General features: G+C 48.2%; 15 protein-coding genes. 8 read left to right on the top strand and 7 right to left on the bottom strand.

Annotated features, from left to right (window positions below; translation table 11 throughout):
• Positions 1 to 110: 110 nt before the first annotated feature.
• The 4 genes from U2W12_RS10085 (at position 111) to U2W12_RS10070 (ending at position 5,868) form a co-directional block, all read left to right on the top strand.
• Positions 111 to 605, top strand: a complete 495-nt coding sequence (locus tag U2W12_RS10085; RefSeq protein WP_326500554.1) for a hypothetical protein — start codon at positions 111 to 113, stop codon at positions 603 to 605.
• Positions 605 to 1,870, top strand: coding sequence for a hypothetical protein (locus tag U2W12_RS10080; protein ID WP_326500553.1), 1,266 nt, complete (start codon positions 605 to 607; stop codon positions 1,868 to 1,870). Before U2W12_RS10085 ends, U2W12_RS10080 begins: the two co-directional genes overlap by 1 nt.
• Positions 1,871 to 3,949 carry a diguanylate cyclase gene (locus U2W12_RS10075; RefSeq protein ID WP_326500552.1) on the top strand — a complete coding sequence of 693 codons (2,079 nt, stop codon included), beginning with the start codon at positions 1,871 to 1,873 and terminating at the stop codon, positions 3,947 to 3,949.
• Between the two features lie 734 nt (positions 3,950 to 4,683).
• Entirely contained in the window at positions 4,684 to 5,868 is a 1,185-nt protein-coding gene (locus tag U2W12_RS10070; RefSeq protein ID WP_326500551.1) for a hypothetical protein, read from the top strand.
• A 297-nt stretch (positions 5,869 to 6,165) separates the two neighbouring features.
• Here the strand turns inward: U2W12_RS10070 and rnhB are convergent, their stop codons facing one another.
• From rnhB to efp, 7 genes are all read right to left on the bottom strand, one after another.
• Positions 6,166 to 6,750, bottom strand: a complete 585-nt coding sequence (gene rnhB, locus U2W12_RS10065; RefSeq protein ID WP_326500550.1) for a ribonuclease HII — start codon at positions 6,748 to 6,750, stop codon at positions 6,166 to 6,168.
• Between the two features lie 23 nt (positions 6,751 to 6,773).
• Positions 6,774 to 7,544: an acyl-ACP--UDP-N-acetylglucosamine O-acyltransferase gene (lpxA, locus tag U2W12_RS10060; RefSeq protein ID WP_326500549.1), complete on the bottom strand. Its 771-nt coding sequence runs from the start codon at positions 7,542 to 7,544 to the stop codon at positions 6,774 to 6,776.
• 2 nt (positions 7,545 to 7,546) lie between these two features.
• Positions 7,547 to 7,990 carry a 3-hydroxyacyl-ACP dehydratase FabZ gene (gene fabZ, locus U2W12_RS10055; RefSeq protein ID WP_326500548.1) on the bottom strand — a complete coding sequence of 148 codons (444 nt, stop codon included), beginning with the start codon at positions 7,988 to 7,990 and terminating at the stop codon, positions 7,547 to 7,549.
• A gap of 155 nt (positions 7,991 to 8,145) precedes the next feature.
• Complete coding sequence (locus U2W12_RS10050) at positions 8,146 to 8,631, bottom strand: OmpH family outer membrane protein (protein WP_326500547.1); 486 nt, start codon at positions 8,629 to 8,631, stop codon at positions 8,146 to 8,148.
• Between the two features lie 100 nt (positions 8,632 to 8,731).
• Positions 8,732 to 11,074 carry an outer membrane protein assembly factor BamA gene (gene bamA, locus U2W12_RS10045; RefSeq protein WP_326500601.1) on the bottom strand — a complete coding sequence of 781 codons (2,343 nt, stop codon included), beginning with the start codon at positions 11,072 to 11,074 and terminating at the stop codon, positions 8,732 to 8,734.
• 83 nt (positions 11,075 to 11,157) lie between these two features.
• Entirely contained in the window at positions 11,158 to 12,159 is a 1,002-nt protein-coding gene (epmA, locus tag U2W12_RS10040) for an EF-P lysine aminoacylase EpmA (protein ID WP_326500546.1), read from the bottom strand.
• A gap of 113 nt (positions 12,160 to 12,272) precedes the next feature.
• A complete protein-coding gene (efp, locus tag U2W12_RS10035; RefSeq protein WP_326500545.1) occupies positions 12,273 to 12,842 on the bottom strand; it encodes an elongation factor P in 570 nt (189 codons plus the stop codon).
• Between the two features lie 83 nt (positions 12,843 to 12,925).
• Here efp and epmB point away from each other — a divergent pair, with 83 nt between their 5' ends.
• The 4 genes from epmB to U2W12_RS10015 all read left to right on the top strand — a co-directional run bounded on the left by epmB (position 12,926) and on the right by U2W12_RS10015 (position 17,847).
• Positions 12,926 to 13,936: an EF-P beta-lysylation protein EpmB gene (gene epmB, locus U2W12_RS10030; protein WP_326500544.1), complete on the top strand. Its 1,011-nt coding sequence runs from the start codon at positions 12,926 to 12,928 to the stop codon at positions 13,934 to 13,936.
• A 248-nt stretch (positions 13,937 to 14,184) separates the two neighbouring features.
• Positions 14,185 to 14,415, top strand: a complete 231-nt coding sequence (locus tag U2W12_RS10025) for a hypothetical protein (protein WP_326500543.1) — start codon at positions 14,185 to 14,187, stop codon at positions 14,413 to 14,415.
• Between the two features lie 500 nt (positions 14,416 to 14,915).
• Positions 14,916 to 16,628 carry a type II secretion system ATPase GspE gene (gspE, locus tag U2W12_RS10020; protein WP_326500542.1) on the top strand — a complete coding sequence of 571 codons (1,713 nt, stop codon included), beginning with the start codon at positions 14,916 to 14,918 and terminating at the stop codon, positions 16,626 to 16,628.
• A gap of 1 nt (position 16,629) precedes the next feature.
• The gene (locus U2W12_RS10015) at positions 16,630 to 17,847 is read left to right on the top strand and encodes a type II secretion system F family protein (RefSeq protein ID WP_326500541.1); all 1,218 of its coding nucleotides are present in this window, start codon (positions 16,630 to 16,632) and stop codon (positions 17,845 to 17,847) included.
• The last annotated feature ends 82 nt before the right edge of the window (positions 17,848 to 17,929 follow it).

The raw sequence follows: 17,929 nt of genomic DNA, 5'->3' as shown, positions 1-17,929 counted from the left end.
GAGCAATTTATTTTTAATATTTTCAGCATCCGCGCGGCAATTTTTGAAGTTACATTGCCGAATATTGACGCTAGGTTCGTTGGTGCCAGCTTATTCATTGCGGAATCACAATGCAGCAGCATAGCTCCAGGTGGTTTATCGCTAACGCCGCCGCGGCGCGTTTGATAACTGAAGCCCTCCTGGGGATTTTTCTTGGGTTGCTCAATTTGCGCAGAGCAGTCGTTTTATCAGCAATCATGCTGTTCCCAAATATGACCCTGCATGCGGATGATTCAAAAGTCCGCTTGTTGGATTCCAGTCACAGTGTCAAACAATTGACGACCGAAATGGTGCGCGAAATATTCTTCATGCGCCTGAGCTCTTGGCCTGACGGCTCTCCTATTCATGTATTCGTGCTTCCCGACAACCACCCCCTGCATATTCGCTTCGCTAAAGAAATTTTGGGAGTTTATCCTTTCCAACTGCGTTCGGCCTGGGATCGTTTGGTGTTTTCGGGAACCGGCGTGTCACCGACCACGGTTGAATCTGAAGAAGAGATGCGTGCTCGTATCGAATCAACTCCAGGTTCCATCGGCTATACAGATAAAAAATACGGAGATAATTGATGAGATCAGTTAAACGCAGTCTTCGTCTCGGCAGAGTAGCTCCGATGATCCTTTGTTCCGCATTAAACATGCTGATGCCAGCGGAAGCATTGGCGCTGGAATGGCTGGAAGGCAAAGTACAGGTGCATGGTTTTGCAGGTCAGGGCGCGACTTATACCGATCATAATCAGGTTTTCGGAACGAGCCGCGATGTCAGTCTGGATTTTAGAGAGATGGGACTGAATACTTCCGTGAAATTGATGCCGAATTTACTAATTTCCGCGCAAGGTATATATCGTGATACGGGAGGCTCGGAAAGAGAAAAAGTTTGGCTCGATTTTGCTCAGGCCGATTATAGCCATCCGTTTTTGGATTCTTCATTAGTTCTCGGTGTTCGCGGCGGCCGAGTCAAGATTCCGTTCGGTTTATATAATGATACCCGTGATGTCTTGTGGACTCGACCTTCCGTTTTATTACCTCAGTCCATTTATTTTGATACGCTTGCCTTTCGTCGGGGGATGATTGCTGGTGATGGAGGAGTCGTCTATGGTCGCTATACCCATGGCGAGAACAGGTTTGGATGGGAGTTTCTGGCTGTCGATCCACAAGACAATACAGGTGGAGTGACTGCTTTTGAGACGGGTATTCCTTCGTTTTTTCCCAAGGCGGAGGGCAGTTTGGGTGGACGCCCATTGCTTATAGGAAGAACTTTTTATGAATGGATGGGCGGAAGAGGAAAATTGATGTTTTCTGTCGTCGATCTTGATCGGGATTTTCAGTCATTGAATACGTTTTATCAAAACGGTAATACCAAAATGACCTACCCGTTATTTTCGGCACAGTATAATGCGGAGCTATGGTCGTTGACTGCCGAATATGGTTGGATCGATAGCCAACGCAGCGGCTATTCTTCGCAGTTACAAAACTTGCCTACCTGGAAAAAAAATACATCCGAAAACTTCTATGTTCAGGGCGAATACCGATTTACAACTAATTTCTCGGCAGTACTTCGTTATGATGTATTTCATCTCAACCGCGACGATCGAGATGGTAAAGAGATGTCGCAATTGACTGGTGGTAGGGTAGCGCCTCATCGTTTTTACGCGAGGGACCTTACTGCTGGTGTGCGCTGGGAATTCGCGCGCAATTTTTTGTTGGCGGCTGATTATCATTACGTGAATGGCACCGCTTGGTTGAATGAGACGGATAATCCTACGCTTTCAACTAATCCTGACGCCACGTCACACTTTAGTTTGTTGACCGCGATGCTGTCTTTTCGGTTTTGAATGAGTGTTGGTTTCCGTAAAGTCAGGCATAAGCCCCGCTTCGCCAGTCTACATCGCAAATGGCTGGCATCGCTGAGTTTATTGCTACTTTCCTTGGGCATTGCATTCGGCGCGCTGAGTTACTGGTACCTCGAGGTGCAGGTGAAAATTCAGCATGCGCAGAGTCAGGCTGCCTGGAGCGCTGAGTTCGAAGGTATGATAAAACATTCGGTTGACAGGTTGCAACGGCTCAGCATCGTGATCGCCTCGCTGGGCGATTTGTCCGAGCACTTGAAAAAGCACGGAGGCCTGATTCAATCCGGCGAACTGGAACAAAAGTTTTCCAGCGTGCGCTATGAATTGGATGTTGAAAGAATCATTATTTTCGATAAACAAGGAGTGATTCGCTGGAATTGGTCTCCGGACAGCAGCAGCGCCGTTTCGTCGCAGTCGATGTCGGAAGCATTACGCCATGCGATACAGAACGAGCAGCCGTCAGAAGCTTTGGATTGCCAGTCTCAATGTGGATTGAACACGGTGATGCCGTTGCTGGCGGATGGCGAGCATGTCGGATTCATTGGCATGAGTCAACGAATCACCGATTTGGTCGTGGAGTTTTCAATTGCAACTGGCGTCGACATCGGCATCTTGATTCCGGCAAGCCGCGAGAAGACTGAACAGGCTTTTCCTGGGTGGGGGGTGTACACGGCGGCCTTGACCCATGCTTCAGTGTTGAAACCTTTCATTGGGAGCCTGTCCGAACGATTTGCGTCGCCTGAGGATATTCCTGCCGATGCTTGGTTGCCATGGAAGAACAGCTTCTATGTTTTCAATGTCGTTCCGCTAAAGCACATCATTGACGGAGCTAACGGTTATTTGGTGTTCATTTCCGATGTCACCAAAGCCACTTCAGCATTGGAGCAATCCAACCGGAACAGCATTTTGTTGGTGCTGGGGTCGTTGCTGTTGGCTGAAGTGTTTTTGTTTATGCTGCTGCGCAAACCGTTGCAGCGTCTGAGCCATTTGGCGAAAACCTTGCCGTTGGTTGCGCGTGGCGGCTACCAGGAGGCCTACCAGGCATTCGATCTGCGCGGCCGTTTCCCCAACAAACGCGATGAAATCGATATTCTTTATGAGACTTCGATCGATTTGACGCATCAAATCGAGGAAACCCAGTTAGCTTTAGCTGCCGATAGAGACTTCATCCAGGGTATTCTGGACAGCGTACAGGTGATGATTTTGACGCAGACCTCCGACGGCAGACTGCATACGGTCAATCGATACATGACGCAGGTGCTAGGGCGCTCGCCTGAACAGCTCAGGAAAAGTTCGTTTGTCGATCTGCTCGAAGGCGACGAAGACAAGGAGCGATATATGAGTAACCGGATCAATCTATTCTCGCCTTCCGTTCGCCGTCTCGAACACGAAGGTTCGATTATCGACGCGAGCGGTGAAATACGTCATATCATCTGGATACACACCTTTCTGGGTTCCTCGCATCAGGATGACGCAGTGGTCCTGTCTGTCGGCATGGATGCGACCGACCGAATCGTCGCTGAAAATCGCAGCCGCTGGCTGGCGAACCACGACCCCTTGACGGGTCTGGCGAATAGGCTTCGCTTTCATGAAGAGCTCGAAAGAAGTTTTGCCGACTCGGTTCGCAGCGGCAATCCCAGTGCGCTGCTGTTGCTTGATCTGGATTATTTCAAGACCATCAACGATACCAGCGGTCATGCGGCCGGCGATGCGTTGCTGGTCATTTTTGCGAATGAACTCCGCGCGCGCGCGCGTAAATCGGACTTGATCGCCCGATTGGGCGGCGATGAGTTTGCCGTGCTGATGCCGACGACAGGCAGGATCGGCGTAGAGGCATTTGCAACCTCCTTGAATCAGCGTTTAGCGGAACGCAAGTTTCAGTTCGGTAATAAAGAATACCTGATTTCGGCAAGCATCGGCATCGCATTAATGCCGCAACATGGCAAAGACGTTGAAGACTTGATGGTAAACGTCGATCTGGCAATGTACGAAGCGAAAAAAGGCGGAAGGGGTCGTTGGAGTTTGTATTCTCCTGACCGGGAATATATTTTAAGTAAGACCTGAATCCGTGCTCACTTTACGAAAACTCTCTGCAAAACAGATCGATATACGCAAATTGCATTCACCAAAAATGATTCTCAATTGTAATCTGGCTATTTGAAATACATGATAAATATGAAATCAATGCGCGGATTCAGGTAAGAATTTTCGTGAAGAGTCGTTATCTCGATGAGGTTTCCGTTTCATTCAGGATTTTAATTCACGAAAATTTGATATTTCACATTTGACAAAAGTTGTTTTTACTGTCCATTCTAATGAGAATAAATCAGAAGGGATATATAGGTAAATAGAGTCTACTCAAAAAGTCTCAATCGGCCATAAAACTAACAGATCAGTGCGTGTAATTCATTGATGTGAGATGCATCCTTGGCTGATTTTTAATGATGCGGCCTTACAAATTTCAAAATCCTGGCAAACAATCTGCATAGTTTTTGACGCATGTTGTTCAAAAACCGTGCACATGATTGTTAATAAAATGAAGAATTAAGTTTATATTACAAAAGGATATGATTTTCTGAGCAGGCTCTAAATAAAAAGGGAACACCGGTTCACAGAAATATGTTGATAACATTTATTGGAAAGGTATCAGGAAGTGATTAACAAGTTTGTCCAGTAAATACGATGATGTTTTTTATTTATACATGAAACTGGCAACTATGATCAATTTTCTAAAACTTAACTGTCATTTTTATGTGTAATTAATTAGTATGCCAAATTCACATTATAGGACTACCACAATGAGCTTGCTTTCTGAATACGATATTGTTGGGGTCGAATCCCTTCAAATTGACGGATACGATAACGCAATTCAAGCCACCATAAGATTTCACCATTTACACGGGGAAATTAAAATGAAAATGCTCGATATCAAGAATACGGCTTTGTGGGATGATTTTGACTGTTTGGAAAATGATTGCAACTCATGGTTTAAAAAATTAAAAAATATCGATGCACTATTAAATATGGGTGTATCAGGTTGGGTTATACCTGTAAACGTAGAGCCAATGACGAGAGTGCTTGGCGATAAATACGTATATGAAAATGGGCTATATATTGCTATCTTATTCAAGGCAGTATTTATTTATGATGATATTGCTGAAACTGGAGATATTGAATACATTTTAGATATAAAAAATCAGTTGTTTGTCATGATAGACTATCTGCGTGATAACAAAGATAAAACTTTACAGAATTTTTTTGAAATTAATAAAGAAGCCGAAAAAGCTTATAACAAGGTAGTTGCTATACAGATAATTGCCGATGTATTTGAAAAGCATGCGCCTTTTAGATATAACGCGCAAATGCATAGATATTTCCAAGCATATTTTCAATCTACCATCCTGGAAAGCGCTGTCACGAATGGTGTAAGATTGAGTTCACTCTCAACATTGTATCTCCGGGAGTGGGTGACTGGTATGTCTTGGTCTCATGGAATGAACAGTGCTAATGCAAATATAGATAGTGATTTTTATTGGCAAAAATATATTGGTTTTCAATTATGCTGGCGCCTTACAACTCAATATGTCACATTTGCAAATGACATATTGTCCTGTGCAAAGGAGTATCGGGATGGAATTAAACTTAATGTGGTTATCTCCGAAATGAAAGATAGTGGAATTAATATGATGAGTGCTATATCACATTGCAACACTATTCTAAATAAGATTTTCGATGATTATTTTGCATGTAAAAAAATGCTGCTCCAAACAGTAGACTGGGAAGACAAAGTTGACATTGAAAATTTGTGTATTTTATTAGAAGGTGCGATGGCATGCCCTATATGGCATTTTCGCTCTCCAAGGTACAACTTGGGAGTTCGTGTTCCAAATGGTCAGGTATTCAAGGACTTTAGTAAAATGATGATAGAGATGAAAATAAAAGCAAGTAAATTACAGGAAAAAGAAAACCTATTTACAATTTAATAAAAAATTAGTTATTGATTTACAAATATATTTATACTTTATGGGGCCTAATATGGATTAGGCCAACGAAGGCGGCATTTCGTAATCTAAACAATAGCTGCATACTGGAGTTAAGTGTCTATGCATATTTGTCCAGTCAGAAATCGCAAGCAGATCATTGTTTTTCTTGATGAATTATACAAGGCATTCTAAAAAATACCGGGTTAATTTTGCATACGTACTTATGAAATTAACATCATGAGCGACCAACTTATTCAAAGTTCCCTTAAAGCGTTGTCAGTATTTCTTCATTTTTTATTAAAGCAGAACTTTTACCGGCTTGAATGATTTGCGATGAATGCTCAGTGGACCGAACTTTTCGAGTTCGGACAGGTGTTGCTTTGTGCCATAACCTTTGTGCAGATCAAACGTAAAGTCGGGAAATTCTTTTGCATACGCATGCATGACTTGGTCGCGGTGAACCTTGGCAATGATTGAGGCGGCGCTGATGGACGGAATATTTCTGTCGCCCTGCACGATAGCTTGGGCGGGAATGGATAAAACCGGCAGTCTATTTCCATCGATTAACACGCGGTGCGGTTGGACTGATAACTTGTTGACTGCCCTCTGCATGGCCAGAAGGGTCGCTTGCAGAATGTTTAGCTGATCGATCTCTCTGACATCGGCTTCGGCGACAGACCAGGCAAGTGATTTCTCCTGAATGATTTGATAAAGCGCCAGCCGTTTTTTTTCACTCAGTGTTTTCGAATCGGCCAAGCCGTCTATCGGCCTTTCCGGGTCGAGAATAACGGCGGCTGCAACTACCGGACCCGCCAAGGGTCCGCGCCCTGCTTCATCAACGCCGGCAATCAAGCCTTGTTCCGATGTCGGGAAAACCAACATGGTGTGAAAAGGTGATGGGATGGTTAGCGTAAAATACCCCGGCTGACATGACGCAAAAAATCGACCAATTCGGTCAAATTTGCGTTGCTGCCATCAAGGATCAGTATTTCGTCGATCGCGTCCTCCATGCGAAGATTCATCTTATAGATGATTTTATACGCTTTTCTAATTAGTCGAATGTCTCCCGGCGAGAATCCGTTACGCTCCATCCCGACCGCGTTGATGCCATGAGGCTTGGTGGGCTTGCCGCCGACCATCACGAACGGCGGCACATCCTGGGTGATTGCGCTGCCCATTGCCGCGAAGCTGTGTTGACCGATTTTAGTAAACTGGTGCACCAGCGTGAAGCCGCCCAAAATCGCATGGCTGTTCAAGCAGACATGTCCGGCCAAAGAGGCGCCGTTGGCCATGACGACATGATCGCCAATCACGCAATCATGCGCGACATGGGTATAGGCCATGAATAAATTGTCGCTGCCGATCTTGGTGAGGCTTTGATCCTGTTGGGTGCCCCTATGCATGGTGGTGAACTCGCGGATCGTGTTACGGTCACCAATTTCAAGCCGGGTCACCTCCGAGGCGTACTTTTTGTCTTGAGGATCTTCCCCGATTGAGGAAAATTGAAAGATGCGATTGTCTTTTCCAATGGAAGTCGGCCCTTTGATAACGACGTGCGAGCCGATCACCGTGCCCGAATCGATCTTCACATCGGCGCCGATCACCGAATAGGGGCCAACAGAAACGTCTCCGGCCAGTTCAGCACGTTTATCGATAATGGATGTTGGATCAATCAAAATTAATTTACCACGGCAGCACAGCGGATTTCGGCGCTAGCGACGAATTCGCCATCGACTTCGGCGGAGCAATCGAATGCCCAGATATTGCGTTTGCTTTTCAGGAATTTGGCTTCCAACATCAATTGGTCGCCCGGAACAACAGGCCGCTTGAATTTAGCTTTATCGACGCTGACCAGATAATAAATCATGCCGGCAAGTTCATCGCGAGCGGTTTCGGATGCTAGAAGGCCTGTCGTTTGCGCCATCGCTTCGATGATCAATACGCCGGGCATGATCGGTTTCTGCGGAAAATGGCCCTGGAAATAAGGCTCATTGTATGTAACATTTTTAACGCCCAATAACCTGACGCCCGGCTCACATTCGATGACCTTGTCGACCAGCAGAAAAGGATAGCGATGCGGTAAAAAGTTTTGTATTTGTAAAATATCTAACTTAATTGACATGGTTCAGATCGCTTTAACGATTAGGATCATAAAATTCCAGACTAAACCAAATAACGAATGTAGTGGATAGACATTGCTAACCGATTAAGGGCCTACAATATCGCCACTACCCATCGTATTCAATCTAAAACAGGAACGAAGGAAGGCGTAAAGGCTTATTGCCCTGACGCCAGTTTTTTCTGAACCTGTGCTGTAATATCAAGCTTGTCGTTGGCAAAGAGTACCCCGTCATACAGCACTAGATCGAAACCTTGTTCTTTGGCGATGGCTTGAACGGCTTCAACGATTCGGCGTTGCAATTTGCCGAGCTCCTGGTTCTTGCGTGTGTTTAAATCGTAGCCGGTTTCTTCGCTGACCCGTTTGTAATCGAGCGATTTGTCCCGCAGCTTTTTATCCATGCTGGTGCGTTCGCTTTCGCTCATGACCGCGGCGTCCCGGTTTAATTTTTCTTCCAAGCTCTTGATTTCAGTTTCCAGAGATTTGATTTGCTTGACTCGAGATGAAAACTCCTGTTCCAGGCGTTTCAGTTCCGGAGATTCCTTGAGCACTGTATTCATATAGACGACGCCGATTTTGACCTCGGCGAAAGAGATATTAGCGGCGAGCAGTAAGCCCAGGAATAATGCAATTTTAGTTTTCATCGTGACTCGAGTCTCCATGGGGAGTTTAAAGTGTAAGAATTGGGGGGGTAAATTTTGTAAATTATAGGGGATAAGTAAAATTAAGCCAAAACAACTTGCTTTAGAAGTTCTGCCCGAAATTGAATTGGAAAAATTGTTTCTGATCGCCGATATCGGTCGCAGTCCCTGATTTAGCGTTCAAAGGCATAGCGGCGCTGACCGATAAAGCGCCGAAGGGGGACAGCCATTCACCTGAGATGCCGGTTGAATATTTTACATCATTAAAGTTCAAAGAGTCCGAAAGTGTTCCGGCATCGAAAAAGGCACCCATGCGGACCGATTTGACGTCTGAAAGAAAAGGGACCGGGAAAAACAATTCGGCGCTACCCATAACTTTGGTGGAGCCGCCAAGTGGGTATTTGGAAGACACTTGCCCTTGACAAGGAGTTGGCGGATTATAAGCAACACTGCAATAATGATCCTTTGGGCCCAACGTGTAGTTTTTGAAACCGCGGACGCCAGCCGTACCGCCTAGGAAATAATTTTCAAAAAAAGGCAATGAAGAAGTCTTGCCGTAACCATCACCATAGCCGATATCGCCCAGGAGTCTTAAAGTTAAAGCCTGGGACAGCGGCAAGTAGAGCTGAGTTTTAGAGTTGATTTTAAAATATTCGAGGTCGCTAAATGGAGTCGTGATCATTCCCGACAGACGCTGTTGAAATCCCTTTGTAGGGAAAATCGCGCGGTTCAGGGTATCATGTGTCCAGTTTATACTCGGTGCCAGAGTGACAAAGCTGTCGCCTTCCTGATGGACGAAATCCTGAATTTCAATCGATGAGCTGGCGGTGTTTGTCAAAGAAGTATGTTTCAGATCCGTGTCGAAGCGTAAGTTGTCATACTCATTGAGGGGAATTCCAAAATTGATGCCCGCATTCGCGATGTTGGTTGAATAACGAGAAATATTAATATTGGACAGATTTCGGCTGGTATAACCAAGATTATAACCCTGGCTGACGCCGTCCACATTGAAATATGGGTTAAAAAAACCGAATTGATAACTGGTGATATAGCTACTGTTGTTGAAAGCGAGATTGACGCGTTTGCCCGAACCGAAGACGTTGTCCTGCGTAATATTCGCATTCACCACGATTCCCTGCACCTGCGAATAGCCGACACCAGCCGATAAGTTGCCCGATGCTTTTTCGGTGACCTTGTAGTTCACGTCAATCTGGTCCGCGGTGCCGACGGCCTGCGGGGTTTCGACATTGACGTCCTCAAAATAACCCAAACGCTCAAGACGGGTTTTCGAGCGTTCAATCTTCGATCCGGACGCCCAGCTCGCTTCCATCTGCCGCATTTCCCGACGTAGCACTTCGTCGCGCGTCTTGGTGTTGCCGGAAAAATTGATATGGCGAACATAGGCGCGTTTGCCCGGATCGACAAAAAAGGTCATCACGACCGTTTTGTTGTTTTCGTTGATTTCCGGCACCATGTTCACGTTTGCGAAGGTGTAGCCTTCATCGCCCAGACGATCCGAGATCGCCTTTGATGTTTCGGTGGCTTGTTTTCTGGAAAAAACTTCGCCGGGACCGATGCCGACCAGTTTGATCATTTGCTCGGGCGGCACGATCAGATTGCCGGCCAGTTTGACCTTGTCTAGCGTATAGATATCGCCTTCCTTAACATTGATCGTGACATAAATATCTTTTTTATCCGGCGTGATAGCAACCTGAGTCGATTCGATCGAAAAATTGATGTAGCCCTTGTCCAGATAATAAGAGCGTAGCGTTTCCAGGTCGGCCTGCAGTTTCTGCTTGGAATACTGGTCGTTTTTAGTGTAGAAGGACAACAGATTCGTCGTGCTCAATTCCAGTTGCTTGAGCAAGGTCTTGTCGTCAAACGCCTTGTTGCCGACGATATTGATTTGTTTGATTTTGGTGACGCGGCCTTCGGAAATCTTGATTTGTATGCCGACACGGTTGCGGGTCAAATTGGTGACCTCTGTTTTGATTTTGAGCGCGTATTTGCCGTGGCTTAGATATTGCCGATTCAATTCCTGTTCGACTTTGTCGAGTATCTGCTTGTTGAATACTTTGCCTTCCGACATGCCGATCGAGTTCAGTGCCTTGGTCAGATCGTCCTTGCTCAGATCTTTGTTGCCCTCGATAATGATTTTGGCGATCGAAGGACGTTCGACCACATTGACTATCAATGTCGATCCTTCGCGTTCCAGCGAAATGTCCTTAAAGAATCCGGTCTTGAACAGCGCCTTGATTGCGGGGCCGGCATTGTCCAGGGAAAACTTTTCGCCGATGTTGACCGGAAGATAGTTATAAACGGTGCCTTGCGAGATCCGCTGCAAGCCTTTCACCTTTATATCAGTTACGATGAATTCCTCATCAGCTGCGGCTGTCCCACACAACAGCAAGCACAGCAAAAATAGAAGGACAAAAGGTTTTGACATCATGGAGTAGGCAAAAGGGTGCGGCAATCTCTGATTCTTAAGGCAGTTATTTCGATTATATCATAAGAATTTATTTGCACAGCTTATGCCCGGGTTATCGGAAAACTGAGCACATCGTCAATCGAAGGTTTCTCGAGCAGCACCATCAGCAAGCGATCGATGCCTATTGCGATGCCCGAACAATCGGGCAGCCCCGCGGTCAGTGCCGCGATCAGGCGCTCGTCCTTGTTCACGGGCGCTAAATGTTGCTGTTTCCTAACGGCTATTTCCCGATCAAAACGTCGGTTTTGTTCTTCCGCATCGGCCAGTTCGAAAAAGCCGTTGCCCAGTTCAACGCCGTCGATGAACAATTCGACGCGGTCCGTGATCATCGGATTCAGTTCGTTCAAGCGCGCCAACGAGGATTGACAGGCCGGATAGCCATAAACCATGCATAAGCGGTTGCTTCCCAGGTGCGGCTGAACTTGATGGCTGAACAAAAAATCAAGCCAGATTGCATGATCTTCGCCGCAGAGCGTGGCGGCTTCGGATAATCCTTCGGCTGAAGCATAAGCGCAATAATCGGCATATGAAAACTCGGCCGCATTCAGGCCGGTATATTCAGCAAACAGTGAACAGTAACTCAATCGCTGCGCCGCCAGCAAAGGCCTATGGCCGGCGAATAAGGTTTCGATCAACGCCTCGCAATCGTCCATCAAGTCGGGCAGCCGAAAACCAACCCGGTACCACTCGAGCAGCGTGAATTCGGGATTATGAAAACGCCCGGCTTCGCCGTTCCGAAATGCCTTGCAGATTTGATAGATCGATCCCGAGCTGGCGGCCAATAGCCGCTTCATCGCGAATTCGGGCGACGTCTGCAGGTAGAGGGTTTGCCGTGCGGGATGAAATTCGAATTCGGTGCTGAAAAAAGCCAGTTGAGGATCGGTGCCGATGGTCCGGCTGAGCAGCGGCGTTTCGACTTCGAGCATCCCTCTTTCCCAAAAAAACTCGCGAATCTGCCGCAGCATTTGCGCTCTGCACGATAAAATGTCCGGCGTGCAACTGGGTCGCCAGTCGCTTGCCGCGGATTCGGCTTGATCGGTCATCGGAAAGTGTTGCGATGTATGCAGAGCGCGTCGAGGTAAAGCCGCTCTTAATATTGGGGCTGATCAGATATGGGGAGTGGGCGGATGTGCGGAGCGCATCCGCCCTTTAGTCATTAGTCCTTGACCCGGGAAACATATTCGCCGGTGCGGGTGTCGACTTTGATCACCTCGCCGGTTTGCACGAACAACGGCACGCGCACGACCGCGCCCGTTTCCAGCTTCGCCGGTTTTCCGCCACCGCCCGAGGTATCGCCGCGCACGCCAGGATCGGTTTCGACAATCGCGAGTTCAACGAAATTCGCCGCGGTGACCGATAACGGTACATCGTTCCACAAAGTCACGGTGCAGAAATCCTGGTCTTTCAGCCATTGTGCCGCATCGCCGACGGCTTTTTCATCGGCCTGATACTGTTCGAACGTGTCGGGCTTCATGAAATTGCGGAACTCGCCGTCGTTGTACAGGTATTGCATTTCGACATCGACCACATCCGCTCCTTCCAGCGTTTCACCCGATTTGAACGTTCTTTCGATCACCCGGCCGGTTTTCAGGTTGCGGATTTTGACCCGGTTGAACGCCTGACCCTTGCCTGGTTTTACAAATTCATTTTCAATGATCGCGCACGGATCATTATCCAGCATGACTTTGAGTCCGCCCCTAAATTCGTTGGTGCTGTATGTGGCCATTATTTCCTCAAACCTAAAGCAATGTAAAATTCAACCATTATAATAGAGGCCCTTGCCAATAGAAACCTCGAAAACGTCCATTCATGCCGGAATTCAACGAACAGACCGACCATTTTGCGAAAAACTGGCAACAGCAGCTTGCCGAAGCCTTTACCGACATTGGCGAACTTTGCGCCTATCTGAATCTACCTATAGAACAACTGCCCGTGTCAAAAGATGCTGCCGGCGATTTTCCGATAAAGGTTCCCCGCAGTTTTGCCGAGGCGATCGAAAAAGGCAATTCGCAAGATCCGCTGCTCAGGCAAGTGCTGCCGATTCGTGATGAAATTCGGGTTTATCCGGGTTACAACAATAATCCGGTCGGCGATCTCGAAGCGGCAAACGAAGCGGGTGTGCTGCATAAATATCACGGCCGGGTTTTGCTGATCAACACCGGCAGTTGCGCGATTAATTGTCGCTATTGTTTCCGCCGGAGCTTTCCCTATGCCGACTTACAACTCGGCAAGGAAAAAGAAATCGGCGCGTTGCGTTACATTCGTGGAAATCCGGACATCTCCGAAGTGATACTAAGTGGCGGCGATCCTTTATTACTGAGCGATGACCGCCTAAATCGCTTGTTTCGCCAATTGGCCGGCATCGCTCACGTCAAACGGATCAGAATCCACAGCCGTTTGCCGATCGTGCTGCCGGCCCGGATCACCCAAGGTTTACTGGAAGTTCTGACGCAAACTGCCAAACCGGTCGTGCTGGTTTTGCACTGCAATCATTCGAACGAAATCACCGGGCGGGTATCCGAGGCTTGCCGCCAGCTCAAACAAAGCGGCATCGTATTATTGAATCAGTCGGTGTTGCTACGCGGCGTCAACGATAATGCTGCCGATTTGGTCGCGCTCAGCGAAGGGTTATTTAAGAATGGCGTGATACCCTATTATCTTCATTTATTGGATAAGGTCAGCGGCGCGGGGCATTTTGAAGTTAGCGAAAACGAAGCTTTAGAACTGATGCGGCAAATCCAGGCCAAGTTGCCTGGTTATTTGGTTCCCAAGTTGGTTAAGGAGGTCGCAGGGACTGATTCGAAGCAAGCCGTTCGCTAACCCTGCCCATTTGCCCCAATGGGAGAAATGCGATAAGTCATTTTTAAACGTTCCTGAAGAAATTTGTATCTGCCGTTGTCCGTTCATTGCTAAACGTCTGCAATCTAACGGAGTCGAATGTTTATGAAAAAGGAAGGTATTGCTTTTCAAGCAGGATGGCGAGGATGACTCCATTCAGAAGATGGTTCAGGCATCCGATTGGGAAGTGTTTGGCGCCGCAAGCATAGCGCAAGCGCTTGCCTTGATCGATGAATTTGACTTTTGGTGGGCCGGTATTGGTCGAATCGCTGGACGATCCGGTGTATCTGGACAAATTGGAAAAAGTGATCGGCTACCATTACGGCATCATGCCGCCCGCCGGCTTGGTATACCCGAGCGGTTACGCCGATTTGGAGCATGTCTACGATTGGGCGGCGGCGACCATTCACAAAATTTCGCTGCGGGCCTTATCACGGCCTTTTATCCGTGCCGCTTGTTAAACGATGTCGGGAATTGACAGTCGGCGTCGATCGGGCGTTGTTGCTGTCGGAGAATAAGAGCGGTATTCGCTTGAAGATTTGGACCTGGAAAGGCACATCCGTAAACGTTATTTGTCGACATTGGAAGAATAAGTGCTTCGCGAGAAGTTCGTTTGCAACCTGTGAATAGCAAATCAATGACTTAGAGAGCTCAAGAAATGCCAATGAACTTGTTGCTATTCACTTATCGCGCAAAAGCGGATCAGGATGCAATTCTTTCGGCAATGCGTTATGCTAAATAATATCGATATCGCCAAGGCGGCGAAAATTTTTAATGTTTCTCACGTCACTTTGTATTGCTTGATCGATAAATATAATTTGCGTTATATGTCCAGCCAGGGTAAATCCTTTCAAGATTTGGAGTAATCTACGTCATATTCATTATTTGCATTCTGCTGGTGCTATACAGTTCGTAAGATAGTCAATTTTTGCCAGTGTATCGAGCCTTTGAGGGATTCAGCATGGAAATCGTAACGGAAAATGCAACGAAACCATATCAATCCTTTCTGAAAATTCTGCTCGATAAAAACAAGCTGACCGCCAACGAATTGAAAAAGGTCGAGCGGATGCAGAAGTCTTCCATCGCAGAAGGTCTGCCGTATTTGCTGGTCAAGCTGGGCTTGTGTTCAGAGCTTGACGTGGCCGACGCGTTTGTCGAATCCGGGCATTTCGAGAAAACCCTGTCCGGCGAGTATCCGTTGGAGGCGCCGTTGCCGGACGCAGTGTCGTTGCGGTTTTTAAAGAATTATCATGTGATCGGAATGGCGAATAGCGACGAAGCCATTGAAGTTACGATGATGGATCCTGAAGATCGGTTCGTGATCGATGCCTTGGAACTTGCGACCGGCAAAAGAGTCTTGACCAGGGTCGGTCTGCTGTCCGAAATCGATGCGGCGCTGGAAGTGCAGTATGGCGAAGGTCGTTCGCAAATGGACCGTATCGTCGATGATCTGAGCGTCGATGAAGTCGGTGAAGAAGATCTGGAACATTTGAAGGATTTGGCCAGCGAGGCGCCGGTGATCAAGATGGTGAATCTTATCATGCAGCGCGCGATCGAAACCAAGGCGTCGGATATTCATATCGAGCCGTTCGAACATACCTTGAAGGTCCGGCTGCGCATCGACGGCGTGTTACAGGACATCGATTCGCCGCCGGTCAAATCGACCGCCGCGGTAATTTCCCGGATCAAGATCATGGCGAAGCTGAACATCGCCGAGCGCCGGCTGCCGCAGGACGGCCGCATCAAGGTGCAAATGCTCGGCAAGGAGCTCGATTTGCGGGTTTCGACGATTCCGACGATGTACGGCGAAAGCGTGGTGATCCGTTTGCTGGACAAGGAAAACATGGTGTTCGATTTCGCTGCCCTGGGGTTTTCGGGCCGGCATGCCGAGCAATTCCTTGAGGTGCTGGCGCAGCCGCACGGCATCATCCTGATTACCGGTCCGACCGGCAGCGGTAAATCGACCTCGCTTTATGCGGCGTTGAAGCTGCTGAATACGTCTGAGCGCAAGATCATCACGGTCGAGGATCCTGTCGAATATCAATTGGAAGGCGTCAATCAGATTCAGGCCAAGCCACAGATCGGCCTGACGTTTGCGTCGGCGCTGCGCTCTATCGTTCGGCAGGACCCGGACGTGATCATGATCGGCGAAATGCGCGATCTCGAGACCGCCAAAATCGCGGTGCAATCGGCGCTGACCGGTCACTTGGTGTTATCGACGCTGCATACCAATGATGCGGCGGGGGGCGTCACCCGTCTTCTGGATATGGGGCTGGAAGAGTATCTGTTGAGTTCCACGGTAAACGGCATTCTGGCGCAGCGTCTGGTCAGAAAACTTTGCCCACAATGCAAACAGAGTCAGCCGGCGCCGCCTGAACTGGTCAATGATTTGAATCTCCGCCGTTATCGGCCGGAAGGCGATATCACCTTATTTAAACCGGTCGGCTGCTCGTCCTGCGGCGGCGTGGGTTACCGGGGGCGCTTGGCAATCATCGAGTTTTTGCTGATGACCGATCCGATCCGCAAGCTGATCATGGCGCACGAGGAAGCGGGTGAAATTCAGAAACTGGCGATTGAAGAGGGGATGCGGACGATGTATGAAGACGGTCTGGCCAAGGTGGTTGACGGTGCTACGACTCTCGAAGAAGTGTTGAGAGTCACGACGGAAACCTGATATGCCGTTGTATTCCTATAAAGCGATCAACAATCTCGGTGAAACCGAGGAAGGGGTTCGGGACGCCAGCGATGAGTCCAGTCTGATTGTTCTTTTGCAGTCGGAAGGTTACATTCCGATCAAGGTCAGTCCGGCCAGTGCAAAAAATTTTCTCGGTTTGAGTCTGGGAGCAAAACGGACCAAGCTGAGTCAAAAGGAAATCGCGTTGTTTACCAGCGAGATGGCGACCTTGCTCGATTCCGGCTTGCCGCTGGATAAGTCGCTGACGGTGTTGATCGATCTAACCGAAGACAATGAAAAGCTGAGCAAGCTCATCGCTAGGGTGTTGGAAAAAGTCAAGGGCGGCTCTTCCCTGGCCGATGCGCTGGACAAACAGCCCGGCATTTTTTCGCGTTTTTATCTGAACATGATTCGGGCTGGCGAGGCCGGCGGCAGTCTGGGCGATGTGTTGAACCGGTTGGCGGAGTACCTGGAGCGCTCGCGCGAATTGAAGGACACGGTCAGCACCGCGCTGATCTACCCGGCGGTGCTGCTGGTGATGTCGCTGGCGTCGTTGTTTGTGATGCTGATTTTTGTGGTGCCGCAGTTTACCGAAATGTTTGAAAGCGCGGGCCAGCAATTGCCGGTTTCGACTCAGATCGTGGTCGGCCTCGCCGAATGGCTGCAGAGTTATTGGTGGCTACTGATCGGCGGCGCGATTTTTGCGGTCAGTTATATGAGGTTTCAATTGGCCGATCCGGTCAGGAAGAAAGTGTGGGACGGTCGATTTCTTAAACTGCCGCTTGCCGACATGGTTATCGTCAATAAGGAAACCGCGAACATGACTCGGACCTTGGGAACTTTATTGGGCAATGGCGTTTCCATACTCTCGGCTTTGGTCATCGTTAAGGAGACCGTGGACAATCTGGTGCTGGTGGAGGCAATCCAGTATGCGGAAGATGAGTTGAAGCAGGGTAAAAGGATGTCCGATGCTTTGGTCAAAACCGGAATATTTCCCAAAATGGCCGTGCAAATGATTAGAATGGGCGAGGAAACCGGGCATTTGGAAGAAATGCTGCTGCGTGTGGCGGAAATCTACGATAAACAGTTGAAAATCGCGATTCAGCGTATGCTGGCCTTGCTGGAGCCGGCACTGATCATCACCTTGGGGTTGATGATTGCGGGCATCATCGTCTCGATTCTGCTGGCCATTTTGAGTGTCAATGATTTGGCTTTCTAAAATCATGGCGTTTTGAATGGGCGGCGCATAGGTCGGGGTGCGCCTCAGCGTTCCCTGACAAGAGAAGCTGCGATGCTTCGAA

The sequence above is a fragment of the Methylomicrobium sp. Wu6 genome, from assembly GCF_035916875.1.
Lineage (GTDB): Bacteria > Pseudomonadota > Gammaproteobacteria > Methylococcales > Methylomonadaceae > Methylomicrobium.
The sequence above is the reverse complement of the archived record's forward strand: the minus strand, read 5'-3'. Positions and strand labels throughout refer to the sequence as shown.